The organism is Luteibacter aegosomaticola (assembly GCF_023078475.1).
Taxonomy (GTDB): Bacteria; Pseudomonadota; Gammaproteobacteria; order Xanthomonadales; family Rhodanobacteraceae; genus Luteibacter; species Luteibacter aegosomaticola.
Genome location: NZ_CP095741.1, coordinates 3,526,513 through 3,551,157 on the forward strand (window position 1 = coordinate 3,526,513; position 24,645 = coordinate 3,551,157).

Genomic DNA, 24,645 nt, shown 5'->3' on the forward strand with positions numbered 1-24,645 from the left:
GTCCGTTCGCGCTCCTGCCCCCCCTGTAGGAGCGCGCTTGCGCGCGATACACCCACAAAGCGATGACGCGGGGCAGGTAAGCTAGCCCCCATGCCCACCCTCCGCCACCTCGCCGAATCCGACCGCTTCGCCGACGTACTCCGCGTCTTCCTGGCGCTGGCCGGCATCACGGCGTGGTGCACGTGGCACGGGCCGGCGGAGGCCATCGTACCCGCGCTCCTCGGTGCCATCGCCTGCGCGCTGGCCGAAACCGACGATGCCTGGCGAGGACGGTTGCGCGGCCTGGTGGTCACGCTGGTCTGCTTCACCCTGGCCGCGCTGGCCGTGAAGGCCACGATCGGCACGCCTGTAGCGTTCGCCATGGTGCTGCCGGTGGGTACGTTCCTGCTCGTGATGCTGGGCGCGGCGAGCGGCCGCTACGCCACGATCGCAACGGCCACGCTCATCCTTGCCGTGTATACGATGATCGCGTCCGACGCCGCAGGTGCCGCAGGCGCTGAAGGCACGCTCGCGCTCGTGGCGGGCGCCGCATGGTACGGCGTGCTTTCGATGCTCTGGAGCGCCCTGGCACCGCAACGTGCGCTACGCCACGCACTGGCCCGGCTATTCGAATCGCTCGCCACGCTGATCGATGCGAAGGCCGCGCAGTTCGAACCCGTGCATGGGCTCGACCACGACGCGCTTGCGCTGACCTTCTCGCGGCGCAACCAAGGTACGGTGCAAGCCCTGACCGAAGCACGTATCGCCCTTATCGATCGCATCGGCCGACGCCAGCCGCGCGGCCGGGCCGCCTCCATGCTGGCCATGTTCTTCGTCGCGCAGGACATCCAGGAGCGGATCACTTCATCGCATTATCCGTACGATGAACTGACCACGGCGCTGTACCACAGCGATCTCATGTTCCGCTTCGGTCGGCTGCTGCGCCTGCAGGCGCAGGCTTGCCGTGAGCGCGCCGATGCCATCCGCCGTGTGGGCCCGCTGCGCTCGATCGCGCTGCCACGCGCGGCGCTGGAGGATCTGCGCCAGGCGGTCGCGTTCCACCAGCGCACGCAACCCGCGGACGAAGCGCTCGACGATGCCCTGGTGGCGCTGCTCAGGAATATGGAGAGCCTGCAGGCGCTGATCGAAGACGAAGGCAGCCTGCGCGAAGACAGCGACATCGCCTTGCAGGGCAACGAGCCTTCGTCCTTCGCCGATGCGATGCGCCGCGTGCGGCTGCGCCTGAACCGGCGGTCGATGCATTTCCGCCATGCGATGCGTCTCTCCATCGGTATGCTCGGCGGCTACCTGATCATGCTCGCCCTGCATCCCTTGCACGGTTACTGGATCCTGCTGACCACCCTCTTCGTCTCCCAGCCGGGCTACGGCGCGACGCGACGCCGGTTTATCCAGCGCATCATCGGCACCACGGCCGGCCTCGTCATCGGCTGGGCGCTGCTGCGCGCATTGCCCGGCGGTGACTGGCGCCTGCCAGTGCTCGTCGCCAGCGGCGCAGCGTTCTTTGCCTTCCGCCTGCGCCGCTATGCGCTCGCCACCGGCGTCATCACCTTGTTCGTGCTGCTCTGCTTCGACCGGGTCGGCGCGGGTTACGACGCCATCGGCCCGCGCCTGCTCGACACGCTGCTCGGGGCATTCGTCGCCGCCGTGGTGATCCGCTACGTGCTCCCCGACTGGCGCGTGCGGCGCCTCGACGACCTCGTCGCCGACGCCCTGCTGGCCTACAGCCGCTATCTCGAACGCATCGCCGCGCAGTACACGCACGGCCGCGCGGACGACCTGCCCTACCGGATCGCCCGCCGCGACGCCCACGCCGCCCAGGCGATGGTCGCAGGCAATGTCACCGAACTGCTCGCCGAGCCGGGACACGCAGCGGCCAAGGGCGAGCACGCGCTGCGGCTGTTGACTGCGCTACAGGCGGGCCTGTCCTACCTTTCCACCCTGGGCACGCATCGGGAAGCCCTGGCGCCCGACGATGCCACGGCCGTCGAGGCGACGGCCCACCGGGTGGCCGTCAGCTTCGCAGCACTGGCCGAACACCTGCATGCGGGCACCCCCGCGCCCTTCCTGGGCACGCCGGAGCTGGAGGTGGGCACCGCCCTGCGCAGCCTGGCGCCCGGCGATATCCGCCGCCTGGTCGATCGCCAGTGCCTGCTACTGGTTCGCGTCCACGACCGCATCGCAGGCCTCGCCCGGGGCTGATTGTTGCGACGCGCCGTGGCTCGGCGCCCCCAAAACGCTAGCATGGTGGGGTTTTCCCCGCCTTTTTCCCCGGAGTTGCACCCATGCGTCCGTTTTCCCTTGGCGAAGACCTCGACCTCCTGCGCGAAACCGTCCGCGCGTTCGCCGAGAAGGAGATCGCCCCCCGCGCCGATCGTATCGATCGCGAGAACCATTTCCCCGAAGACCTCTGGGCCAAGCTGGGCGAGATGGGCCTGCTGGGTATCACCATCCCTGGTGAGCTCGGTGGCTCCGACCTGGGCTTCCTCGCCCACATGGTCGCCATGGAAGAAATCTCTCGTGCGTCGGCCTCGGTAGGCCTTTCGTACGGTGCGCACTCGAACCTTTGCGTGCAGAACATCTACCACAACGGCACGGTCGAGCAGCGCCAGAAGTACCTGCCGAAGCTTGCCAGCGGCGAGTGGATCGGCGCGTTGGCCATGAGCGAACCGGGCGCCGGCTCGGACGTGGTCGGCTCCATGAACTGCAAGGCCGAGCTGGTCGGCGATACCTGGGTCGCCAACGGTACCAAGATGTGGATCACGAACGGCCCCGACGCCGACGTGCTGCTGGTCTATATGCGTACCGCGCCGCGTGCCGCGGGTAGCCGCTGCATGACCGCATTCATTATCGAAAAGGGCATGAAGGGCTTCAGCACGGCGCAGAAGCTCGACAAGCTCGGCATGCGCGGCTCGAACACCTGCGAGCTCGTGTTCGAGAACTGCGAGATCCCTGCCGCGAACATCGTGGGTGAGGTGAACGAAGGCGTCCGCGTGCTGATGAGCGGCCTGGATACCGAGCGCCTCGTGCTCTCGGGCGGCCCCATCGGCATCATGCAGGCCGCCGTGGACCTCGTGCTGCCCTACGTGCGCGAGCGTAAGCAGTTCAACGCACCGATCGGCACGTTCGGCCTCATGCAGGGCAAGGTGGCCGATATGTACACCGCGCTGCAGTCGTCGCGTGGCTTTGCCTACATGGTGGCCGAGCAGTTCGATAACGGCGTGAAGTCGCGCATCGATCCGGCGGCCTGCCTGCTCAACGCCTCCACCAATGCGGTGAAGGTGGCCCTGGAGGCTATCCAGGCCCTCGGTGGCAACGGCTACATCAACGAGTTCCCGGCGGGTCGCTTGTTGCGTGACGCCAAGCTCTACGAGATCGGCGCCGGCACCAACGAGATTCGTCGCATGCTGATCGGCCGCGAGTTGTTCCACGGCAAATCCTGACGTATCGCGCGCAAGCGCGCTCCTACAACAGCAATGTAGGAGCGTGCTTGCACGCGATCACGGTTACCAGGCCACCTTCACACTGGCGGTGGCCGAGCGCGAATGATCCCGGCTGGCAAAGCGCTGATCCACGCCAAACGTCAGTTGCGTCCGCGCGCCGATATCCATCCCCGCATTCAGACCCAGCGTCGCCGCCTGCCGCGACAGGCCGATGCCATCGACCGGCGCCCACTGCGAAAGACCCGTGTAGCGTGCCGAGAAGACCTCGCCCTTCGTGGCGAAGGCGTTCTGCCAGCCCAGCTTCATGTCCATGCGGAACTTGCCGTACGAGGTGAGCCACGTGCTGCCCGCACGCAGACCCAGCCCCGCCTGCCAGCGCGACGTCGTGTGGCCATCGGCGGCCAGGCCGAAGCCATCGCCACCGAGTTCCGCGAAGCCATCGCGATGGATGCTGGCGTACTGCACATCGGCGTACGGGGTGAAGTCGAACGCACCCAGATGGCTGCGATAGCCCATTTCGCCGTAGGCGACGTTGTAGCGGCCGCTGTAATCGCCGCCGGTGAACGCGCCGCCCATGTCGCCAAAGCGCAGCAGGCGCTGCGTATCGCCACGGTAGCTGCCGAAGGCGACGCGGCCCACGCTGTACCAGTTCGCACCCTGCGTACCGACGTACAACGAGCCTTCCGTGGAGCGGTTGCGCTGGCGGTCGAAGTTGCCCGAGAGCTGGCCATTGCTGCGCATCTGCGCCACGGCAAGGCCGGCGAAGCCATTCGCCCCGAGGCGAATATCGTTACCGACCATGTTGCCGCCGATGTTGAAACCGACGTTGCCGTAACCGCTGCGGCTCATGCCGCCCTGCGAATCCAGCGACTGCATCCACGCGCCACCCTTACCCATGGCATCGAGGTGCTGCATCAGCGCGTCGTTGCCCGCGTCGATGCCTGCCAGCGTCACCGCGGTGCCGGCCGCGTAAAGCTGTCCGGAGAGAGACTCCAGGGAGGCGCGTGCTGCCGTATCGTCGTGTGCCTGCTGGATCTGGCCCGCGGCAATCAGCGTGCTATCGGGCAATGATGAGCCTGCCGCATTCGCGTTAAGCGAGGCGGTGACGTTCCTGAGCGCACTATCGAGCCGTGCGGCCGATGAGGTTGCTGCGGCCGAGGACGACATCACGGCACTGCTATTGGCGACGGCGGAAATGCTCAGGCTCGTCGTATCCATCCACACTTCACCGGGTGAATACTTCACCTGGGACGACAGGAACACGCCCGAAGCAAGCGTCGTTGTGGCGAACTGCCCCGACACCGACGAGGCCTTGAGGATCGTCTGGTGCGACGTACGCGTGTAACCGTCCACCGCACCAAGGATCCGCAGGTCTGCACCCGCGACCGTCGCGCTCTGGTCGACCGTGACAGGTGCCCCGAGCACAACCGCCAGGTGTCCACCCGCGCTTATGTTCAGGAGCCCGTGGACGGTCGACGGATGCGCGGTGAACTGCAAGGTGCCAGTGACCGAGGTCACCGTGGGTTGCCCAGCCCGTGCGGCACCCACACCGACGTCGGCATGAGCGATAACGCGAGAGCCGGCCGTCGATACGGTGACATCGTAGGGAAGATCCGTCATGGCCTCGACCGTGCTGTCGCCCGCGACAAACGTGCCCTGCTGCGTGTTGTGTCCGGTGAGCGTCAGCTTGCCGCCGCCGGTTACGTACAGGTCGCCGATGCCCGATATGTCGTTCGAGAAGGTAACGTTAGCCGTACCGATGTTCGCCCAGAAACGTCCCCAGTCGAGCCTGCCCGGGCCGAGAATCGCACGCCCGAGGTTCAGCCGGCCATTGCCGTAAATCGCATCCGTACCGGGGGCACCAAGATCATCCGCGGTACCGAGCATGAGATCGCGGATGGCATGCATCGGAAGATGCGGGAACTCCCTGGAAAGCACTGCAGCGGCGCCAGAGACCTCAGCGGCGGCATACGCTGTCCCTACCGATATCCGGTAGGCCGGCTGGGCCGTCGTAGCCGCTGGGGAGAACGGCATCGTTTCGCCAGGCGCGGCGATGCAGAACGATTTCGCGGCGCCACACTGGTTGGAATAGGTGGCGATCGTGCCGAGGTTACGGCTCTGCAGGGCGACGACCGTGACCCAGCCAGGCTCGATACCCTGGGTGACTCGAAGTGGCAGAGACGCAAGGTCCGATGGATTGGCTTTACCACCGTTACCTGCGGCAAACACATACAGCGTGCCGTACTCACCATGCGCTGTGTCACCGACGTATTTATAGGCATCCGCAAACGCCTGTGTCAGCGCGGTATTTGACGCACTCCAATACACATCGCTTACGGAGTTGTTGACGATTCGCGCGTTCTCCTGGAAGAACATCGCATTGGCCGCAGCCATCGGCGCGGCCGTCGTGGCGGTCACGGGATGCCCAGCGAGGTTGTCGAGATCCTTACCGTCACTCACGAGGGCGGAAACGATGGACGCGCCTGGTGCGACGCCACCGGGAAAGCTACCTACGGGCTGGCCCGCCGCGATCTCCGCCACGGCCGTCCCATGGTCCATCCGGCCATCAAGCAGATCACCCTGTCCGCCATCGTCGTAACTCACCTGGCTGATGAAATGTCCGGTCAGCGCTGGATGAAACCCATTCACGCCGCTGTCGACGATACCGATGTACACGCCCTGCCCCGTGTAGCCGGCCGCGTGCGCGATGTTGGCGCCAGTACCGGTGAGCTGGACATCCGGTGGAGGCAAGTCAGCCGAGGGCGAGGACGGCTGCGTCGGGTTAACCTGCGTCCCGCTGCTGGCACTGCTCGTGCCACGCGCGCCACCGCCCCCTCCGCCACACGCGCTTAGCGCGAGGCTCACGCACACCGCCAGCGCGGCCCTACGCCGCCGCAGTAGACCCTTCGGTTCCATGTTGTTCCCCTGTCACTGACGCCGATCTCGTGCGCACGCCGTCTGACGGCGCATCGGATGAATGCCGCAACTAACACCCACAACGCGCTATGGCTTGAGCCTTCCTAAGCGCGGCGGAGCCGAGGGTGGCACAGGATTTTGAGAATTACCTCATGAACTTTCGACCTATGCCGAACGAAAGAGCGCCCCTCAGGGCGCTCTTTCGCTCCTTACCAGGCCACCTTCACACTGGCGGTGGCCGAGCGTGAATGATCCCGGCTGGCAAAGCGCTGATCCACACCGAACGCCAGTTGCGTTCGCGAGCCGAGGTCCATACCTGCGTTTAGTCCCAGCGTCGCCGCCTGCCGCGACAGGCCGATGCCATCGACCGGCGCCCACTGCGAAAGACCCGTGTAGCGTGCCGAGAAGACCTCGCCCTTCGTGGCGAAGGCGTTCTGCCAGCCCAGCTTCATGTCCATGCGGAACTTGCCGTACGAGGTAAGCCACGTGCTGCCCGCACGCAGGCCCAGCCCCGCCTGCCAGCGCGAGGTCGTGTGGCCATCGGCGGCCAGGCCGAAGCCATCGCCACCGAGTTCCGCGAAGCCATCGCGATGGATGCTGGCGTACTGCACATCGGCGTACGGGGTGAAGTCGAACGCACCCAGATGGCTGCGATAGCCCATTTCGCCGTAGGCGACGTTGTAGCGGCCGCTGTAATCGCCGCCGGTGAACGCGCCGCCCATGTCGCCAAAGCGCAGCAGGCGCTGCGTATCGCCACGGTAGCTGCCGAAGGCGACGCGGCCCACGCTGTACCAGTTCGCACCCTGCGTACCGGCGTACAACGAGCCTTCCGTGGAGCGGTTGCGCTGGCGGTCGAAGTTGCCCGAGAGCTGGCCATTGCTGCGCATCTGCGCCACGGCAAGGCCGGCGAAGCCATTCGCCCCGAGGCGAATGTCATTGCCTACCATGTTGCCGCCGATGTTGAAACCGACGTTGCCGTAGCCACTGCGGCTCATGCCGCCCTGCGAATCCAGCGACTGCATCCACGCGCCGCCCTTACCCATGGCATCGAGGTGCTGCATCAGCGCATCGTTGCCCGCGTCGATGCCTGCCAGCGTCACCGCGGTACCGGCCGCGTAAAGCTGTCCGGAGAGGGACTCCAGGGAAGCCTGTGCGCTACGGGTCGAGCTGGCCTGCTGGATGCCACCGGCAGCAATCAGCATCGAGATATCGACCATGCCGGCGCTCGTCGCACCCGGCGCCAGGATGTTGCTGATTTGCGTCATGGCGCCATCGACACGCTGCGCCGACGAGGTTGCCGCGAGCGATTGCGACATGGTGCTGTTGGCGACGCTGGTGACGCTGAGTGACGTGGTATCGAGAAAGACTTCGGTAGCTGCGTACTGCAACGTCGACGAGAAGAATACGCCAGGGCCTTTCACCGTCTGGGCGAACTGTCCCTGGACGCTACCAGCGGACAGTACCTGCTGATGCGAGGTCTTCATGTAGTTAGGCACCGCGCCGGTGAACGCGATGGTGCCGCCGAGCGTCGCCGTGCCACCTACGGTGAACGGTGTGCCGATCAGCAGTGAAAGCGTCCCGTCGCTGGCGAGATTCAGGTTGCCATCAATATGCGCACCCTCGAGGCCCACTGGGTCGGATCCACCCACCGTCAACGAACCGTGGTTCGTCACGCTTCCGTGCAGGGTCGCATTCAACTTCGCGCTACCGGCGTGTCCGACAGTCAGGGAGCTCGCAAGATCGTTCATGACCTGAAGCGTCGCATTGCCGTCCACCGTCGTGGGACCGGTATACGAGTTGTTGCCCAGTAGCGAGAGCATGCCCGCGCCGGTGACATTCAGGCCGCCAGTGCCTGCGATATCGTTTGAGAACGTCATGGTGCTGCCGGTGACGTTCGCGTTGAAATTGCCCCAGTCGAAGCGGCCTGGGCCGCGTACCGCGCGGCCGACATTAAGGCGCCCGTAGCCGTAGATGGCATCGGGACCCGGGTCACCCAGGTCATCGGCAGTGCCCAGGATGATCTGGCGCACCGCGTTGTAATCGAGCGAAGGGAACGCGCTGTGTACCACGGCCGCGGCACCTGACACCTGCGGCGCGGCAAGCGATGTGCCCGACCAGATCTGGTAGGTGGTATTGGCCGCGGTGGAATCCGCCGAGGCCACGATCACGTCACCCGGCGCGGCCAGGCAATAGTTCTTGGCGATACCGCAGCGGTTGGAGTACGACGCGATCTGCGAGGTGTTGTTGCTGTCAAGCGCAACGACCGTCAGCCACCCCTGTTCAAGATCGGGCGCTCGCGAGGGCAGCGCCGCCACGTCGGAAGGATTCGGATCGCCGTTGTTACCTGCCGCGAACACGAAGAGATGCGCGCCGTTCGCCGTCAGCGACGCGTAGGCGTCGTGGAAGCTCTTCGTCGCCGCCGTGTCCGTGACGTCCCAATAAACGCCACCCCACGAATTGTTGATGATGCGCGCGCCGTGGCTGGCGACGTCGCTATTGACCTGGCCGAGCGGGTCAGCGGAAGTGGTCTTGTTACCCTGCCCCGAGCCATCGTCGGTGGGTGCCTTGTCGTTGATGATGCGCGCCGACACGATCGTGGCCTGCGGGGCCACACCGCCAACGAACAGGCCGAAGGGCGTGCCAGCCGCGATTTCGGCCACGGCCGTGCCGTGGCCAACCACATCGTCGACGCCGGTGTTGTTCGTGGAGGGATCGACATACGTGAGGTTGCTCGTGACCCGGCCTGCGAGCGCAGGGTGCGCGCGAGTAACGCCGGTGTCGATGATGCCAATGACCTCACCCTGGCCATTGAAACCGGCGCCCTGGGCGATACGCACGTTCGTGGCCGTCAGCTGGACATCGATCGGGGGCTGTGGCGTCGATGGGGTGGTCGGCTGGGTCGGGGTGGTCGGTGGGTTGATGACGGTGCCGCCGCCCCCACTGCTCTTCCCGCCGCCTCCGCCACCACAGGCGGCCACGCCAAGGCTCACGCAAACGGCCAGCGCAAGTTCGCGCTGGCGAAGGATATTCCTGCCCATATTCAGTTTTCCCCAGAGTTCGACATCAATGTCGCGCCACCACATCGTGACATGGCGCCCTGCGGAATCTTTACACAAAATACTGCGGATCGTCTGTGACGAATGCGGCAGTGCGCATTGCCCCGCCCCGGGCCCCACTGCGATACTCCGCCGGTTTCCTCCCCCCACGGGGCGGCCATCTGCAGTACCACGGAGTCCCCATGTCCGACATCGTCATCGCGGGTGCCAAGCGCACCGCCATTGGTTCCTTCCTCGGCCAGTTCACCGGCGTGCCCACGCCCGAATTGGGCGCCATCGCCATCAAGGCGGCCCTGGAACAGTCGGGCGTGGGCGCGGCCGATGTGACCGAAGTGATCATGGGCTGCGTGCTCCCGGCCAACCTGGGCCAGGCACCGGCGCGCCAGGCCTCGCTGAAGGCCGGCCTGCCGACCTCGGCGGGCGCCACCACGATCAACAAGGTGTGCGGTTCCGGCATGAAAGCCATCATGCTCGCGCACGATCTGATCAAGGCGGGCTCCGCGTCGGTCGTTGTCGCCGGCGGCATGGAATCGATGACGAACGCACCGCACATGGTGAATGCGCGCACCGGCATCCGTTACGGCGACGGCCAGCTCGTCGACCACATGGCATGGGATGGCCTCACCAACCCCTACGACGGCCAGTCCATGGGTGTCTTCGGTGAGAAGTGCGCCGACAAGTACCATTTCACCCGCGAAGCCCAGGATGCCTACGCCATCGCGTCGGTGGAGCGCGCAAAAGCCGCGCAGGCAGCCGCCGCGTTCGCCAACGAGATCGTTCCGGTGACGGTGCAGGGTCGCAAGGGCCCGCAAGACTTCGTGGAAGACGAGCAGCCGGGCCGTTCCGATACCGCGAAGATCCCGACGCTGCGCGCCGCTTTCCGCAAGGAAAATGGCACGATCACCGCCGCCAGCTCGTCGAGCATTTCCGATGGCGCTGCCGCGCTCGTCCTGATGTCAGCCGACGATGCGAAGGCCAAGGGCGCGAAGCCGCTGGCCCGCATCGTGGCGCACGCCACCCATTCGCAGGAACCGGAATGGTTCACCACGGCGCCTGTTGGCGCGATCCAGAAGGTGCTCGACAAGGCCGGCTGGAAGGTGGGCGAAGTCGATCTGTTCGAAGTGAACGAAGCCTTCGCCGTGGTGCCGATGGCGGTGATGCACGAGCTTGGCGTCGGCCACGACAAGCTCAATGTAAACGGCGGCGCGTGCGCGCTGGGCCATCCGATTGGCGCGAGCGGCGCTCGCATCGTGGTCACTCTTCTCAATGCGTTGACGGTACGTGGGGCAAAAAGGGGCGTCGCCTCGCTTTGCATTGGTGGCGGCGAAGCAACGGCTATCGCCATCGAACTGGTGTGAAGCCTACGTCGAAAGAACGGGTTTGTTAGCGCCAGCATCACGCGGTTTCCATGGGGTTTAATGCCCCCTGAAGCGGTTCCGTGCGATCGCTGGCGATGCCCAGACAACTGAGCTATTAATGTGCCCGCCTCACGGCATTCCACGGCTAAGGAGAACCACAATGAACTTCACGCGTACCCTTCTCGCCTCCGGGCTCGTCGCGCTTCTGGCAGCTTGCAGCAACGGCGCGCAGGATTCCGCGCAGGATGCCCAGAAGTCGGCTTCCGACGCCCAGCAGCAGGCCGACAAGGCGCAGCAGGCTGCCGACCAGTCGCAGAACGCTGCGACGAACCAGGCCGCCGACCAGGCGCAGCAGTCCGCTGACCAGGCCAAGGATGCCGCTGCCCAGGCCCAGAATGCCGCTTCGGCCTCCACCGCGGGTGGCACGCCTGAAGCTGCCAAGGATGCCGCTTCCAACGCCGCGGACCAGGCCGACAAGTCGGCCGACCAGGCCAAGGATGCTGCCTCCAACGCCGATAGCGCGAAGGACGACAGCACCAAGAAGTAATCCCGCAAGGGTTACCTCGGTTGACGAACGGCCACCCTTAGCGGTGGCCGTTTTTCATGGGGCCTGCCGCAGCGCAGCGTTTGCGGCACGGGCGTGGCGGCTATGATGGCGGTTTGATCCGCTTGCCGCTGGCCTCTCCCCATGCCCATCCTCACGTCGCAGATCGATCCCCGCTCCCCGGAATTCCAGGCCGCCAGCCTGCGCCTTCGCGCGCTGACGGACGACCTGCGCGATACCCTGAAACGCACGGCGGAAGGCGGTGGCGCCAAAGCCCGCGAGAAGCATGTCGCACGCGGCAAGCTGTTGCCGCGTGAACGCATTCGCGCACTGCTCGATCCCGGTTCACCGTTCCTTGAAATCGCGCCGTTGGCGGCGCACGGTATGTACGACGATGCCGCACCGGCTGCGGGCGTCATCGCCGGCATTGGCCGTGTGATGGGCCAGGAAGTGGTGGTGCTGGCGAACGACGCCACCGTAAAAGGCGGCACCTATTTCCCGATGACGGTGAAAAAGCACCTGCGGGCGCAGGAAGTGGCGATGGAAAACCGCCTTCCGTGCATTTACCTCGTGGATTCCGGCGGCGCTTTCCTGCCGCTCCAGGATGAAGTGTTTCCCGACCGTGAACACTTCGGCCGCATTTTCTACAACCAGGCGCGCATGAGCGCCCAGGGCATACCGCAGATTGCCGTGGTGATGGGCTCGTGCACGGCCGGTGGCGCGTACGTTCCCGCCATGAGCGATGAGACCATCATCGTGCGCGAGCAGGGCACCATCTTCCTGGGCGGCCCGCCACTGGTGAAGGCGGCGACGGGCGAAGTGGTCGACGCGGAGGCACTGGGCGGTGCCGATGTGCACACCTCTGTCTCTGGTGTGGCGGACCATTTCGCCGAGAACGACGCGCATGCCCTCTCCATCGCGCGCGATATCGTGGGCTCTCTCAACCGGCTGAAGAAGATGCCGCTCGCGGTGCGTCCGCCGCTCGAGCCACGCTTCAGCGCCGAAGAGCTCTACGGTGTCATCCCCGAGGATACCCGGCGCCCGTTCGATATCCGCGAGGTCATCGCGCGCATTGTCGATGACTCGGAGTTCCACGAATTCAAGGCGCGCTACGGCAAGACGCTGGTTACCGGCTTTGCGCACATCCATGGCTACCCCGTGGGTATCGTGGCCAACAACGGCATCCTGTTTGGCGAAAGCGCCCAGAAGGGCGCGCATTTCATCGAGCTCTGCAACCAGCGCAACGTCCCCCTCGTGTTCCTGCAGAACATCACCGGCTTCATGGTGGGCCGGAAGTACGAGAACGCGGGTATCGCGAAGGACGGCGCCAAGATGGTGACCGCTGTCGCATGCTCGCACGTACCTAAGTTCACCGTGGTGATCGGCGGTTCGTTTGGTGCGGGTAACTACGCGATGTGTGGCCGCGCCTACGGCGCGCGGTTCCTGTGGATGTGGCCGAATGCACGCATTAGCGTCATGGGTGGCGAGCAGGCAGCCTCGGTGCTGGCCACCGTGCGCCGCGACGGCATCGAAGCCGGCGGCGGCACCTGGAGCCCGGAGGAAGAGGAGGCGTTCAAGGCACCCGTCCGCGACCAGTACGAGCGCCAGGGCCACCCCTACTACGCCAGCGCTCGCCTGTGGGACGACGGCATCATCGACCCCGCGGATACGCGCCGCGTCCTGGGCCTGGCGATTTCGGCTTCGATGAACGCACCGATCGAACAAGGCCGCTTCGGGGTCTTCCGCATGTAAGCGCTCCTGCAAGTTCAGCTGCGAGTTACAAAGTAGCCGTAAGTCCCTGCCCCATCGACATTCCCGGTGAGCGTGATAACCTCGCCGGTCCATGTCCGACACTTCCGACCGCGCGGCACCCGAGATCTTCACGCCCTCTGGCCTGAACCGGCTGGTGCGCGATCTGCTGGAAGACGCGCTGCCCGTCGGTGTGTGGATCGAAGGCGAGTTGTCAAACGTGGCGCGTCCCACGTCCGGGCATATCTACTTCACCCTGAAGGACGCTAACGCCCAGGTGCGCTGCGCCATGTTCCGCATGGCGGCGTCGCGCCTGCGTTTTCGCCCGACTGACGGCATGCATGTGCTGATGCGGGCGAAGGTGGGCCTGTACGAAGCGCGCGGTGAGTTCCAACTGGTCGCGGACCACATGGAACCCGCCGGCGAGGGTGCTCTCCAGCGCGAATTCGAACAGCTCAAGGCCCGGCTTGGCGCCGAAGGCCTCTTCGATGCCGAGCGCAAACGCCCCCTGCCCGCCTTCCCCCGGCGCATCGGCGTGATCACCTCGCCCAGCGGCGCGGCGATTCGCGATGTCCTGAGCGTGCTCGGCCGCCGCCTCGGCCTGGCCGAGGTGGAGGTGCTGCCTGTCCCCGTTCAGGGTCGGGAAGCGCCTCCCGCCATCGCCGCCATGGTGAGGCGCGCGGCCGCCAGCGGCCGCTACGATGTGTTGCTCGTGACCCGTGGTGGCGGTTCGCTGGAAGACCTCTGGGCATTCAACGACGAACAGGTGGCGCGTGCCATCCACGCCAGCGCCGTACCCGTGGTCTCGGCCGTGGGCCACGAGGTCGATTTCACCATTGCCGATTTCGTGGCCGACCTGCGCGCAGCGACGCCTTCAGCTGCCGCCGAATTGCTGGTGCCCGATGGGGCTGACCTGGCACGTAACCTCGACCGCCTGCGCCAGCGCATGGCCACCCTGGTGACCCGGCGCATCCAGGCCGCCGCCCAGCGCACCGACCACCTCCACGCACGGCTGAATTCGCAACGCCCGCAGGCACGCCTTGCACGCGATGCACAGCGCCTTGAAGCCGTGCATCGCCGCCTGCGCACGGCGATCAACCAATCGAATGCGCTGCGCCGCGCCCGCCTGGATCGCTTGCAGGCTCGCCTCGCCGCGCAGCATCCCCGCCTGCGGCTGACGCCGGTGGAGCAACGCATCGCGGCCCTGCGCCAGCGGCTCGTGAATAGCATGGCGCGACGGCTTGAACGCGACCAGTTGCGCGTGCACCAGCAGGGTCGCACCCTGCATGCCGTCAGTCCCCTGGCCACACTGGAACGTGGCTACGCCATCGTGTTCGACCAGCGTGACGCCGTTGTCCGCCGCGCTAACGACATCCGTGTGGGTGAACGCGTGCGGGTGATGCTTGCCGAGGGCGAGATGCGCCTCCTCCGGGAAGATTGAGCCGCGGCGCGGCAAACCGCCTCACGACAACTGAACACGCGCGGTCGGATCATGGGCGGCATTGCTGCCAACGAGGGCGCCGCCCATGCTCGAGAAGAGCTACCCCTATTACCTCGCCAACAAGGCCGTGAAGGCCCGGGCGAAGCTGGATGTCGTCGACAAGTACACCGGCAAGGTCGCCACGCGCGTCGCGCTACCGGACGCCGCGGCGCTCGAGCAGGCGATCGCAGCCGCGACCGCCGCCACCGCTCCCATGAAAGCCTTCCGCCCCTGGCAGCGCCAGGCGGTGCTGGAACATTGCGTGGCGCGCTTCCGCGAGCGCAAGGATGAACTCGCTTATGCGCTCTGCGTGGAAGCCGGCAAGCCCATCAATGACGCGCACGGCGAAGTCACCCGCCTGATCGAAACGTTCAAGATCGCCGCGGAAGAAGCTGTCCGCATCAATGGCGAAACCCTGAATCTCGAGATCTCGGCGCGTGCCAACGGCTACCAGGGATTCACACGCAAGGTGCCGCTGGGGCCGGTCGCTTTCATCACCCCCTTCAACTTCCCGTTGAACCTGGTGGCACACAAGGTCGCCCCTGCCATCGCCGCAGGCTGCCCCTTCGTGCTGAAGCCATCGGAGCGCACACCGCTCGGTGCGCTGATCATCGGCGAGATCCTGGCCGAGACGGATTTGCCAAAGGGTGCGTTCTCGATCCTTCCGCTGGACGGAAAGGCTGCTGCACCCCTCGTCACCGATCCTCGGCTGAAACTGCTCTCGTTTACAGGTGGCCTTATCGGCTGGGATCTGAAAGCCCAGGCCGGGCACAAGAAGGTCACCCTCGAGCTGGGTGGTAATGCTGCCTGCATCATCGATGCCGACCAGGGCGACCGCCTCGATGCCGTCGTCGATCGCCTGGTGTTCGGCGCGTTCTACCAATCCGGCCAAAGCTGCATCAGCGTGCAGCGGATCCTGGTCCACGATGACGTATACGACGCCCTGAAGCGCAAGCTCGTGGCAAAGGTGAAGACGCTCAAGGCTGGCGACCCGAAGAAAAAGAGCACCTTCCTGGGACCCATGATCGATGTGGCGGCCGCCCAGCGCCTGGAAGGCTGGATCGCCGAGGCGAAGGGGCGTGGTGCACGCGTTCTCTGTGGCGGCGGCCGCAAGGGCGCCATGCTCGAAGCAACCCTGCTCGAAAAGGTGCCGCGCGATGCGACCTTGCAGCGCATGGAAGCGTTTGGCCCCGTCGCGCTCCTGGAGCGCTTCATGACCTTCGACGAGGCGGTCGGCGTCGTCAACGATTCGGACTTCGGCCTGCAGGCTGGCGTCTTCACGAATGACCTGCGCCATGCCATGCATGCATGGGATGCGCTGGAACAGGGTGGCGTTATCGTCAACGACGTGCCCAGCTTCCGCGTGGACAACATGCCCTACGGCGGCCTCAAATCGTCAGGGATCGGCCGCGAGGGAGTGCGCTACGCCATCGACGACATGAGCGAGATCCGGCTGATGGTGATGCGCGACCTCTAGCCCACTGGCTGGGTGGGCGCCAGGCTTCCGATCAGCGTGGGAATCAGTTCCGATACCGTCGGGTGGATGGGCACGGCCCACTGGTAAGTATCGATCGTCGCACCGGCGTTCATCATGTCGAGGACCCCATGGATGACTTCGTCGCCGCCTGTGCCCAGCACGGCGGCGCCGAGGATCTTGCGGGTTTCCGCATCGGCAATCATCGACATGAAGCCCCACGTTTCGCCCTTCTCGACGGCACGGCCGACGCGTTTCATCGGTCGCTTCGCCGTGAGCAGCGGCCTGCCGGTCGCGCGCGCCTGGGTTTCGGTCATGCCGACGCGGCCGAGGGGCGGGTCAACGTACAGCGCATAACCGAGTATGCGATCGCTCACCTTGCGGTCGCCGCCATCGAGCAGGTTGGCGGCGACAATCTCGTAATCGTTCCAGGCGGTGTGGGTAAAGGCACCCTTGCCGTTGCAATCACCCATCGCCCAAACACCTTCGGCCGTGGTCTGCAAATGATCATTCACCTTGATGTAACCACGGTCATCCGTCGTGATGCCTGCTTTGTCGAGGCCCAGATCATCGGTATTCGGGCGGCGGCCAACGGCGAGCAAGACGTGCGAACCTTCCACGACCGGCGCCCCGTCCGTGCAATCGACACCAACGGTCACCTTCGACCCACGCTTGCCTAGGGTGATGCAGCATGCGTTCGTGCGCACTTCAATGCCTTCGGCCTCGAGGAACGCGCGAACTTCCTCCGACACATCTTCGTCCTCTTTACCGACCAGGCGGGAGCCCATCTCCACAACGGTCACGCGCGAGCCAAAGCGCCGATACATTTGCGCGAACTCAAGGCCGATATAGCTGCCGCCGACGACCACAAGGTGCTCCGGCAAGACCTCTAACGGAATGATGGTGCTGTTGGTGAGGTAATCGACGTCATGGATGCCCGGGAAATCCGGCACATTGGCGCGGCCGCCCACGTTGAGAAAAACCTGTGGCGCCTCGAGTGTTTCGCCGTTTACTTCAAGCTGCCGGGGGCCAGTGAACCGCGCGTGGCCGCGGATAAGCGTAAGGCCCGGCATCGATGCGAGCCAGTCTTCGTTGCCCTTGCGCGAATCCATGATCACCTGGCGGGCCCGTGCGGCAGCGGTTGGCAGGTCGAACTGTATCGGGCCGGGATCCACGGCGTAACGCACACCGTATTCCGCGCCGCGCCGCGCGACGTGCGCGGCATACGCGCTGGCCACCAGCGTCTTGGTGGGTTTGCATCCCGTGTTGACGCATGTCCCGCCCACCAGATGACGTTCAATGATGGCGACCTTTTTACCCGCTGCCGTCAGCCGGCTCGCCAGCGCAGGACCCGCCTGGCCCGCACCTACGATGATCGCGTCAAAGCTACGGGACATCGGCTCGCTCCTGCTGCTGCTGAAAACCGGACCATGGATCCGTGTGGTGTCGCACATGGCAGGCGTATTGGATTGCAAACGCCTGCTTCGACGAAAAGCTTCTGCCAGCAAGACTACACCGTGTAGGGATTCGATTAGGCAACAGCGGGACTCGCGCTGATACCGGATTCGCCTTAAGAAGCCTAACGTTCAACAACGCCCACGACACCCACCCGATGACGCAGCCTCCGGATCTTCTTATGCGTCTACGGCCCCAGCCGAACGAAGAAAAGACCGATGGATTCATGCATGTCCCTGCACGACAGTCATTTCCGAACAGGCCCGTGGTGCCAGCTTGACCCTGCCGCAACCCAGGACGACGATCCGCCCATGCAAGAACGAATCAAACGCCTTGAAGATCACGCTGTCGAGACCCGCGAACGCCTCATTCGCATAGAGACGACGCTGGAGCACGTCGCCACCACGTCTGCACTCGCGGCACAGAGTGCAAGGATGGAAGGTATGGGATGCGAGCTTCGCCAGGAAATGGCCGGGATCAAATCCGAGCTTCGCCAGGAAATGGCCGGGATGAAGTCCGAGCTTCGCCAGGAAATGGCTGAGATGAAATCCGAGCTTCGCCAGGAAATGGCTGAGATGAAATCCGACCTTCGCCAGGAAATGGGCGGCATGAAGTCCGATCTGGTGACCGCCATGGGCGAAATGCAGGTCGGGCTCATCAAGCACATGGAAGGCATCCGATCCGACCTGATGCGATGGTTCATCACCGTCGCCCTGGCGCTGGCGGCCCTCGCGTTCACGGCAGCCCGGTTCATTCACTGAGGTGCAGCCTTGCGCTGGCACATGGAATGGTGACCCCGGCCCGATTCGAACGGGCGACCTTCCCCTTAGGAGGGGGACGCTCTATCCAGCTGAGCTACGGGGCCAACGGGGGCTAAGGATAGCGTCTGGCCGCTCGCACGGCCAGATCGGCCGTCAGACCCGGTAGTACGCGCGGTACCACGCCACGAAATTCGCAACGCCTTCGGACACCGGCACCTTCGGCCGGTAACCGAGCTGCTCGCGCAGGTCGGTCACGTCCGCCTCGGTGTCAGGGACGTCCCCGGCCTGCAGCGGTAGCAGGTTCATGACCGCATCGCGCCCCAGGCACTTTTCGAGCGTTTTGATGTAGGTGAGCAGTTCGACCGGGTGCTCGTTGCCGATGTTGAAGATCCGATAAGGCCCTACCCCACTCGTCGCCGGATCCGGCGCCATGGCATCCCAGGCCTCATCGCGCTTCGCCGGGGTGTCGAGCGCCAGCACCACGCCTTCGACGATGTCATCGATGTACGTAAAGCTTCGCTTGTGGTGGCCATGATTGAACACATCGATGGGCTTACCTTCGATGATGTTCTTCGTGAATAGGAACAACGCCATGTCCGGTCGGCCCCACGGGCCATAGACGGTAAAGAAGCGCAGGCCGGTGCAGGGAATACCGTAGAGATGCGCATAACTGTGCGCCATCTGCTCGTTGGCTTTCTTCGTCGCCGCGTACAACGTGAGCGGATGCTCGGTCGACTTATGCTCGGAGAACGGCATGTCCCGGTTGGCACCGTACACCGAGCTGGTGGAAGCGAACACGAGGTGCTGCACGCCGTGGTGGCGGCAGCCTTCAAGTATGTGCAGGAAGCCCGTGACGTTGCTCGACACGTATACGTGCGGGTTCTGCGCGGCATAGCGAACACCCGCCTGGGCCGCCAGGTGCACGACCCGATCGGGCTTGTGCCCGGAGAACACATTCTCTACGAGCTCACGATCGGCCAGGTCGCCCTGTACATGGGTGTAGTTGGGATGATCGCGAAACCGATCCAGGCGCGCCTGTTTGAGCGTGACATCGTAATAATCGCTCATGCTGTCCAAGCCGATGACATGGTCACCGCGCTCGAGCAGCTTCATCGCGACATGGGAGCCGATAAAACCGGCGGTTCCCGTGACGAGTACTTTCATAAGTCGACGCCTTGGAATCAGGTGCTTACCTTAACATCACAGCCGTCCGTCGACGGCTTCCTTAGGTAATATGCCTTTGATGTCATAGACCACCGCGCGACCGTTGGCGAGGGCCCGGATGCCCTCCCCGCCCATCTGGCGGAACTGGTCATGGGCGACGGCCACGACGATCGCGTCGTACTGCCCCGCAGCCGGTGCGTCAGAGAGGATTGGCAAACCGTATTCGGCTATGCACTCCCCGGCATTTGCCCACGGGTCGTACACATCAACGCTTGCGCTGTAGCCCTCGAACTCGCGGACGAGATCGACCACGCGGGTGTTGCGCAGGTCGGGGCAGTTTTCCTTGAAGGTGAGACCCATGACCAGGATGCGGCTGCCGCGGATGGCATGGCCTTTCCCGATCATCAGCTTGATCACCTCGCTGGCCACATGGCTGCCCATGGCATCGTTGATACGGCGGCACGCCAGGAGGATGTCGGGGAAGTAGCCGACCGATTGCGCCTTCTGGATGAGGTAGTACGGATCCACCCCGATGCAATGACCGCCCACCAGGCCAGGCTTGAACGGCAGGAAGTTCCACTTGGTGCCCGCTGCGGCGAGCACGTCGGTGGTGTCGATGCCCAGGCGGTGGAAAATCAGGGCAAATTCATTGATCAGTGCGATGTTCGCATCGCGCTGCGTGTTCTCGATGACCTTGGCAGCTTCCGCGACCTTCAGCGACGGCGCCTTGTGCGTACCCGCGCGGATAATCCGCTGGTACAACGCATCTACGAAATCCGCGGTCTCGGGCGTTGAACCCGAGGTGATCTTCGGGATCGTCGTAAGACGGCGCTCGCGGTCACCGGGGTTAATGCGTTCCGGGCTGTAGCCCACGTGGAAGTCCACGTTGAAAGCGAACCCCGACGTGCGTTCGAGCGCTGGGACACAGATTTCTTCGGTCGCGCCCGGGTAGACCGTCGACTCGTAGATAACGACATCGCCGCGCTTCAGGACCGAGCCGATGGCTTCGCTCGCCCGCACCAGCGGGCCGAAATCGGGCCGTTTGTGTTCATCGACCGGCGTAGGCACCGTCACGATATAGACGGTCGCCGAAGCGATCGCGGCCAGGTCGGACGTCACCTGAAGCTGGATGGCAGCGCGGATCTCGTCTGCGGAGGTCTCCTGGGTATGGTCGTGGCCTTCGCGCAGGGCGGCAATCCTGCCGGCGTCGATGTCGTAGCCCAGTGTGGGCAGGATCTTCCCGAACTCCACCGCGAGGGGCAGGCCCACATAGCCCAACCCGACGACGGCGATCCTTACATTGTTCATTGGCACGCCCGGCCCCGCAGCTTGGGTCAAAGGGCGCCAGATTACCCGCTCATCCCGCGCTTTACGACCGTGTCAGTTGCCGCAGGACATGGCCCGCGCACCACTGTGCCGTCCCTCTAGCCGGCAACGGAGAGGCGCCGTGCGGGCAAGGTCGGCACCCGGGCCGGCCGCTTCGCATCGCTGCCAAACGGGCGCCACACCCCATCCGCGCCCTCGATCCCGATCGTGGCGTTACCACCCTCGGCGGCCGCCCTGTTCAGGGCGGCCGCAAGGGCGGCGACACGCGAGTCGCAGCGGGCGACGATCCGCCCATCCACCCGCACGGGCCAGCCCAGGTCGTCCTCAGGGGCATAGGGCACCTCATAAACACGCGTCATGGCAGGACTCCGGCCGATTGATAAACACAGCCAAAGCATGACGTTGCGAGCGTCATCGCACGGTAGGCGCAGGTTCGTGCGGCCTCCACGCTCCGCCCACATCCGTCCCGCGCCGCACAACAGGGTGTGAAGGGGTCGTTTGCTAGAATCCCGGTTTTCACATGGGGCGCGGACGCCGTGTCCGCACCTCGTCAAAGGAGCCATCATGTCCGCCAAGATCCTCCAAGCGCTCGGCCTGAACGCCACCGAGTCCGGTACCTACCTCGGCCGCGGCGAATGGGCCGCCACGACGGATGCCGGCACGCTGTCGCCGACCAACCCCGCCACGGGCGAGGTCATCGCCACGGTGAACGCCACGAGCGCGGCGGACTACGAGACGATCGTTAAGCGCGCCCAGGAAGCCTTTGCCATCTGGCGCACCACCCCGGCCCCCCGCCGCGGTGAAGCCGTGCGCCTCTGCGGCGAAGCCCTGCGCAAGCACAAGGACGCCCTTGGCTCCCTGGTCGCCCTGGAAATGGGCAAGATCAAGCCGGAGGGTGATGGCGAAGTGCAGGAGATGATCGATATCGCCGACTTCGCGGTGGGCCAGAGCCGCATGCTCTACGGCTACACCATGCACTCCGAGCGCCCGGGCCACCGCATGTACGAGCAGTGGCACCCGGTTGGCCTGGTCGGCATCGTCAGCGCCTTCAACTTCCCGGTGGCCGTGTGGGCCTGGAACGCCTTCCTGGCGGCCATCTGCGGCGATATCTGCCTGTGGAAGCCCTCGCCGAAGACCCCGCTCTCAGCCATCGCCACCATGAAGATCTGTAACGAAGCCCTCAAGGAAGGCGGCTTCCCGGATATCTTCTTCCTGTTCAACGATGCCGGCACCGCGCTGGCTGAAACCTTCGTGGACGACAAGCGCATCCCGCTGATCAGCTTCACCGGCTCGACCAAGGTGGGCCGTATGGTGGGCGAGCGCGTGTCGCGCCGCATGGGTCGCAGCCTGCTGGAGCTAGGCGGCAATAACGCCATCATCCTCGACAAGTCCGCCGACCTGAAGCTCGCCATCCCGGCCATCGTCTTCGGCGCCGTCGGTACCGCCGGCCAGCGCTGCACCACCACCCGTCGCCTTATCGTCCACGCCTCCATCCACGACGCCGTGGTCGAGACGCTGGTGAAGGCCTACGGCCAGGTGGAGCAGAAGATCGGCGACCCGACCCTGGCGACCACCCTCATGGGCCCGCTGAACAGCCCCGAAGCCGTGAAGGCCTTCGAGGCGGCCGTCGATAAGGCGAAGGCCACGGGCGGCACCGTCCGCACCGGTGGCAAGGCGCTTGCCGACCGCAAGGGCAACTTCGTCCAGCCGACCATCGTCACCGGGCTCAAGAACACCGACGAGGTCGTCCAGACCGAGACCTTCGCCCCGATCCTCTACGTGATGTCCTTCGATACCCTCGACGAGGCCATCGCCATGCAGAATGCTGTGCCCCAGGGCCTGTCCTCGGCTATCTTCACGCAGGATTTGAAGGCTGCGGAACAGTATCTCTCGGCGGCTGGCTCGGATTGCGGCATCGCCAACGTGAACATCGGCACCTCGGGCGCTGAAATCGGTGGCGCGTTCGGCGGTGAGAAGGAAACCGGCGGCGGTCGCGAATCGGGCTCGGATGCCTGGAAGGTGTACATGCGCCGGCAGACCAACACGATCAACTACTCCGACGCGCTGCCGCTGGCCCAGGGCATCAAGTTCGAGTTCTAAGCCCAGAAGGAAACGCCATGGCCGACCTGCGCTCCACGGAACGCTTCTCCGACCGCGTCGAGGACTATGTCCGATACCGGCCGGATTATCCGCAGGCGCTGGTCGACTGGCTACACGGCCTGGGCGTGAAACACGACTGGGCCGTGGCGGATATCGGCGCGGGCACCGGCATTTCGAGCAAGCTCTTTCTCGATGCCGGGCACCGCGTCACCGCCGTGGAACCCAATGCCGCCATGCGCGAGGCGGCCACCCGATGGCTCGGCGGCGAAGAACGCTTCCGTGCTATCGATGGCACCGCCGAGGCCACCGGCCTCGTCGACGCTTCGGTCGATCTGGTCACGTCTGGCCAGGCGTTCCATTGGTTCGACAAAGATCGGGTGCGCGCCGAGTTCGGCCGCATTGTTTCGCCGCGTGGCCTGGTCGCCATCTTCTGGAATACGCGGCGGCTCATCGGAACGCCCTTCCTCGAGGGGTTCGAACGGCTCATGCACGAGTACGGCGTGGACTACGTCAGCGTCACCGAACGCTATGCCGATGACGACGCCATGGCGCGCTGGTTCGGCCATGGCTACCGCGGCATGGCATCCTTCCCGCATGGCCAGAAGCTTGATTTCGACGCGCTGAAGGGACGGCTCATGTCGTCCTCGTACGCGCCCAAGCCAGGGCACCCCAACCACGAGCCGTTGTTGGCCGCCCTTCGCTCGCTGTTCGACGCGACGCAGGACGGCGGCACGGTCGATTACGACTTCGATACCCGCGTGTTCGCGGGCCGCCCGGACGCCTGATGTACGACCTGATCCGACCGTTGCTCTTCATGCTGGACGCCGAGACGGCGCACGGCCTCACCTTGTATGCCGCCGATGTCGCGCAGCGCAGCGGCTTGTCCGGCTTCGTAAACAAGCCGCCCGCTGACTTGCCGGTCAATGTCTTCGGCATCACTTTCCCCAACCCGGTGGGTCTTGCAGCGGGCCTCGACAAGAACGGCGAGCACCTCGATGGCCTCGCTGCGCTCGGATTCGGTTTCGTTGAAATCGGTACGGTCACGCCCCGGCCGCAGCCTGGCAACGATAAGCCGCGCATGTTCCGCCTGCCCGAGCACGAGGCAGTCATCAACCGCCTGGGCTTCAACAACGGCGGCATCGATGCCCTGGTCCGCAATGTCGAAAAGGCCAGCTTCCGCGGCGTGCTGGGCATCAACATCGGCAAGAACAAGGACACGCCGAACGACCGCGCGATCGACGATTACCTCTTGTGCCTGGAACGTGCGTACCCGCTCGCCAGCTACATCACTGTGAACATTTCCTCGCCCAATACACAGGGCCTGCGCGACCTGCAGGAAGAAGAAACCCTGCGCCGTTTCATTGGCACCCTGCGCGACGCGCAGGAACGTCTGGCCGGCCAGCACGGCCAGCGCAAGCCCATGCTGCTGAAGATCGCGCCGGACCTTACCGAAACGGAACTCGATGCCATCGCCGAGGTGCTGTTGGCCTCTGGTATTGATGGCGTCATCTGCACCAACACTACGATCGACCGCGACCTCGTGGCGGGCCACCGCTTCGCCAACGAAACCGGTGGTCTGTCAGGCAGGCCCGTGTTCGAGAAGTCCACGGCGGTCCTGCGTGGCATGGCCAGGCGCGTCGGCAAGCGCCTGCCGATCATCGGCGTCGGCGGTATCCTGGAAGGCGACGATGCCGCCACCAAGATGGAAGCCGGTGCGTCGCTCGTGCAGGTCTATTCCGGCCTCGTCTATCGCGGCCCCCAACTGATCAACGAAGCGGTCGCGGAAATCCGCCGCCGTGGGATCCTCGCATGACCCTGAACA

General features: G+C 65.0%; 17 protein-coding genes and 1 tRNA gene. 11 read left to right on the forward strand and 7 right to left on the reverse strand.

Annotated elements, in window-relative coordinates; genetic code table 11:
• The first annotated feature begins 90 nt into the window (after nucleotides 1–90).
• Both yccS and L2Y96_RS15740 read left to right on the forward strand, forming a co-directional pair.
• Nucleotides 91–2,199, forward strand: a complete 2,109-nt coding sequence (yccS, locus tag L2Y96_RS15735) for a YccS family putative transporter (protein ID WP_247328065.1) — start codon at nucleotides 91–93, stop codon at nucleotides 2,197–2,199.
• 83 nt (nucleotides 2,200–2,282) lie between these two features.
• Nucleotides 2,283–3,440 (forward strand): isovaleryl-CoA dehydrogenase, encoded by a 1,158-nt coding sequence (locus L2Y96_RS15740; protein WP_247328067.1) that lies wholly within the window; start codon nucleotides 2,283–2,285, stop codon nucleotides 3,438–3,440.
• A 63-nt stretch (nucleotides 3,441–3,503) separates the two neighbouring features.
• On the opposite strand, the gene L2Y96_RS15745 is transcribed toward L2Y96_RS15740, so the two are convergent.
• Together L2Y96_RS15745 and L2Y96_RS15750 are read right to left on the reverse strand one after the other, a co-directional pair.
• Complete coding sequence (locus tag L2Y96_RS15745; protein ID WP_247328069.1) at nucleotides 3,504–6,305, reverse strand: autotransporter serine protease; 2,802 nt, start codon at nucleotides 6,303–6,305, stop codon at nucleotides 3,504–3,506.
• A 260-nt stretch (nucleotides 6,306–6,565) separates the two neighbouring features.
• Nucleotides 6,566–9,394, reverse strand: coding sequence for an autotransporter serine protease (locus L2Y96_RS15750; protein WP_247328070.1), 2,829 nt, complete (start codon nucleotides 9,392–9,394; stop codon nucleotides 6,566–6,568).
• A gap of 200 nt (nucleotides 9,395–9,594) precedes the next feature.
• On the opposite strand from L2Y96_RS15750, the gene L2Y96_RS15755 reads away from it, so the two are divergent.
• From L2Y96_RS15755 to L2Y96_RS15775, 5 genes are all read left to right on the forward strand, one after another.
• The gene (locus L2Y96_RS15755; protein ID WP_247328072.1) at nucleotides 9,595–10,770 is read left to right on the forward strand and encodes a thiolase family protein; all 1,176 of its coding nucleotides are present in this window, start codon (nucleotides 9,595–9,597) and stop codon (nucleotides 10,768–10,770) included.
• Nucleotides 10,771–10,930: 160 nt separating this feature from the next.
• Nucleotides 10,931–11,317, forward strand: a complete 387-nt coding sequence (locus L2Y96_RS15760; protein ID WP_247328074.1) for a hypothetical protein — start codon at nucleotides 10,931–10,933, stop codon at nucleotides 11,315–11,317.
• 141 nt (nucleotides 11,318–11,458) lie between these two features.
• Nucleotides 11,459–13,066, forward strand: coding sequence for a carboxyl transferase domain-containing protein (locus L2Y96_RS15765; protein WP_247328076.1), 1,608 nt, complete (start codon nucleotides 11,459–11,461; stop codon nucleotides 13,064–13,066).
• 91 nt (nucleotides 13,067–13,157) lie between these two features.
• Entirely contained in the window at nucleotides 13,158–14,504 is a 1,347-nt protein-coding gene (gene xseA / locus L2Y96_RS15770) for an exodeoxyribonuclease VII large subunit (protein WP_247328078.1), read from the forward strand.
• An 85-nt stretch (nucleotides 14,505–14,589) separates the two neighbouring features.
• Nucleotides 14,590–16,020 (forward strand): aldehyde dehydrogenase family protein, encoded by a 1,431-nt coding sequence (locus L2Y96_RS15775; protein WP_247328080.1) that lies wholly within the window; start codon nucleotides 14,590–14,592, stop codon nucleotides 16,018–16,020.
• On the opposite strand, the gene L2Y96_RS15780 is transcribed toward L2Y96_RS15775, so the two are convergent.
• On the reverse strand, nucleotides 16,017–17,414 hold the full coding sequence (locus L2Y96_RS15780) for an FAD-containing oxidoreductase (RefSeq protein ID WP_247328082.1): 1,398 nt from the start codon (nucleotides 17,412–17,414) through the stop codon (nucleotides 16,017–16,019). The two genes, L2Y96_RS15775 and L2Y96_RS15780, sit on opposite strands and share 4 nt — an antisense overlap.
• Before the next feature lie 288 nt (nucleotides 17,415–17,702).
• Between L2Y96_RS15780 and L2Y96_RS15785 the strand changes: the two genes are divergently transcribed.
• Nucleotides 17,703–18,233, forward strand: coding sequence for a CCDC90 family protein (locus L2Y96_RS15785; RefSeq protein WP_247328084.1), 531 nt, complete (start codon nucleotides 17,703–17,705; stop codon nucleotides 18,231–18,233).
• Nucleotides 18,234–18,260: 27 nt separating this feature from the next.
• Here the strand turns inward: L2Y96_RS15785 and L2Y96_RS15790 are convergent.
• The 4 genes from L2Y96_RS15790 to L2Y96_RS15805 form a co-directional block, all read right to left on the reverse strand.
• Nucleotides 18,261–18,337, reverse strand: a tRNA-Arg gene (locus tag L2Y96_RS15790).
• Nucleotides 18,338–18,386: 49 nt separating this feature from the next.
• Entirely contained in the window at nucleotides 18,387–19,397 is a 1,011-nt protein-coding gene (locus tag L2Y96_RS15795; protein ID WP_247328085.1) for an NAD-dependent epimerase, read from the reverse strand.
• 36 nt (nucleotides 19,398–19,433) lie between these two features.
• The gene (locus L2Y96_RS15800) at nucleotides 19,434–20,705 is read right to left on the reverse strand and encodes a nucleotide sugar dehydrogenase (RefSeq protein WP_247328087.1); all 1,272 of its coding nucleotides are present in this window, start codon (nucleotides 20,703–20,705) and stop codon (nucleotides 19,434–19,436) included.
• A 116-nt stretch (nucleotides 20,706–20,821) separates the two neighbouring features.
• Nucleotides 20,822–21,082, reverse strand: a complete 261-nt coding sequence (locus L2Y96_RS15805) for a DUF2188 domain-containing protein (RefSeq protein WP_247328089.1) — start codon at nucleotides 21,080–21,082, stop codon at nucleotides 20,822–20,824.
• A 205-nt stretch (nucleotides 21,083–21,287) separates the two neighbouring features.
• Between L2Y96_RS15805 and amaB the strand changes: the two genes are divergently transcribed.
• From amaB to L2Y96_RS15820, 3 genes are read left to right on the forward strand one after another with little or no spacing between them, the layout of a single operon-like run.
• Nucleotides 21,288–22,823, forward strand: coding sequence for an L-piperidine-6-carboxylate dehydrogenase (gene amaB / locus L2Y96_RS15810; RefSeq protein WP_247328091.1), 1,536 nt, complete (start codon nucleotides 21,288–21,290; stop codon nucleotides 22,821–22,823).
• Between the two features lie 17 nt (nucleotides 22,824–22,840).
• Nucleotides 22,841–23,608, forward strand: coding sequence for a class I SAM-dependent methyltransferase (locus L2Y96_RS15815; RefSeq protein ID WP_247328093.1), 768 nt, complete (start codon nucleotides 22,841–22,843; stop codon nucleotides 23,606–23,608).
• The gene (locus L2Y96_RS15820; RefSeq protein ID WP_247328095.1) at nucleotides 23,608–24,636 is read left to right on the forward strand and encodes a quinone-dependent dihydroorotate dehydrogenase; all 1,029 of its coding nucleotides are present in this window, start codon (nucleotides 23,608–23,610) and stop codon (nucleotides 24,634–24,636) included. Before L2Y96_RS15815 ends, L2Y96_RS15820 begins: the two co-directional genes overlap by 1 nt.
• The last annotated feature ends 9 nt before the right edge of the window (nucleotides 24,637–24,645 follow it).

What these genes read in the sequence shown, in the direction of transcription:
- yccS (WP_247328065.1), top strand. Translation starts at nt 91, where the DNA reads ATGCCCACCCTCCGCCACCTCGCCGAATCCGACCGCTTCGCCGACGTA.
- L2Y96_RS15740 (WP_247328067.1), top strand. Translation starts at nt 2,283, where the DNA reads ATGCGTCCGTTTTCCCTTGGCGAAGACCTCGACCTCCTGCGCGAAACC.
- L2Y96_RS15750 (WP_247328070.1), bottom strand. Translation starts at nt 9,394, where the DNA reads ATGGGCAGGAATATCCTTCGCCAGCGCGAACTTGCGCTGGCCGTTTGC.
- L2Y96_RS15755 (WP_247328072.1), top strand. Translation starts at nt 9,595, where the DNA reads ATGTCCGACATCGTCATCGCGGGTGCCAAGCGCACCGCCATTGGTTCC.
- L2Y96_RS15760 (WP_247328074.1), top strand. Translation starts at nt 10,931, where the DNA reads ATGAACTTCACGCGTACCCTTCTCGCCTCCGGGCTCGTCGCGCTTCTG.
- L2Y96_RS15765 (WP_247328076.1), top strand. Translation starts at nt 11,459, where the DNA reads ATGCCCATCCTCACGTCGCAGATCGATCCCCGCTCCCCGGAATTCCAG.
- xseA (WP_247328078.1), top strand. Translation starts at nt 13,158, where the DNA reads ATGTCCGACACTTCCGACCGCGCGGCACCCGAGATCTTCACGCCCTCT.
- L2Y96_RS15775 (WP_247328080.1), top strand. Translation starts at nt 14,590, where the DNA reads ATGCTCGAGAAGAGCTACCCCTATTACCTCGCCAACAAGGCCGTGAAG.
- L2Y96_RS15780 (WP_247328082.1), bottom strand. Translation starts at nt 17,414, where the DNA reads ATGTCCCGTAGCTTTGACGCGATCATCGTAGGTGCGGGCCAGGCGGGT.
- L2Y96_RS15785 (WP_247328084.1), top strand. Translation starts at nt 17,703, where the DNA reads ATGTCCCTGCACGACAGTCATTTCCGAACAGGCCCGTGGTGCCAGCTT.
- L2Y96_RS15795 (WP_247328085.1), bottom strand. Translation starts at nt 19,397, where the DNA reads ATGAAAGTACTCGTCACGGGAACCGCCGGTTTTATCGGCTCCCATGTC.
- L2Y96_RS15800 (WP_247328087.1), bottom strand. Translation starts at nt 20,705, where the DNA reads ATGAACAATGTAAGGATCGCCGTCGTCGGGTTGGGCTATGTGGGCCTG.
- L2Y96_RS15805 (WP_247328089.1), bottom strand. Translation starts at nt 21,082, where the DNA reads ATGACGCGTGTTTATGAGGTGCCCTATGCCCCTGAGGACGACCTGGGC.
- amaB (WP_247328091.1), top strand. Translation starts at nt 21,288, where the DNA reads ATGTCCGCCAAGATCCTCCAAGCGCTCGGCCTGAACGCCACCGAGTCC.
- L2Y96_RS15815 (WP_247328093.1), top strand. Translation starts at nt 22,841, where the DNA reads ATGGCCGACCTGCGCTCCACGGAACGCTTCTCCGACCGCGTCGAGGAC.
- L2Y96_RS15820 (WP_247328095.1), top strand. Translation starts at nt 23,608, where the DNA reads ATGTACGACCTGATCCGACCGTTGCTCTTCATGCTGGACGCCGAGACG.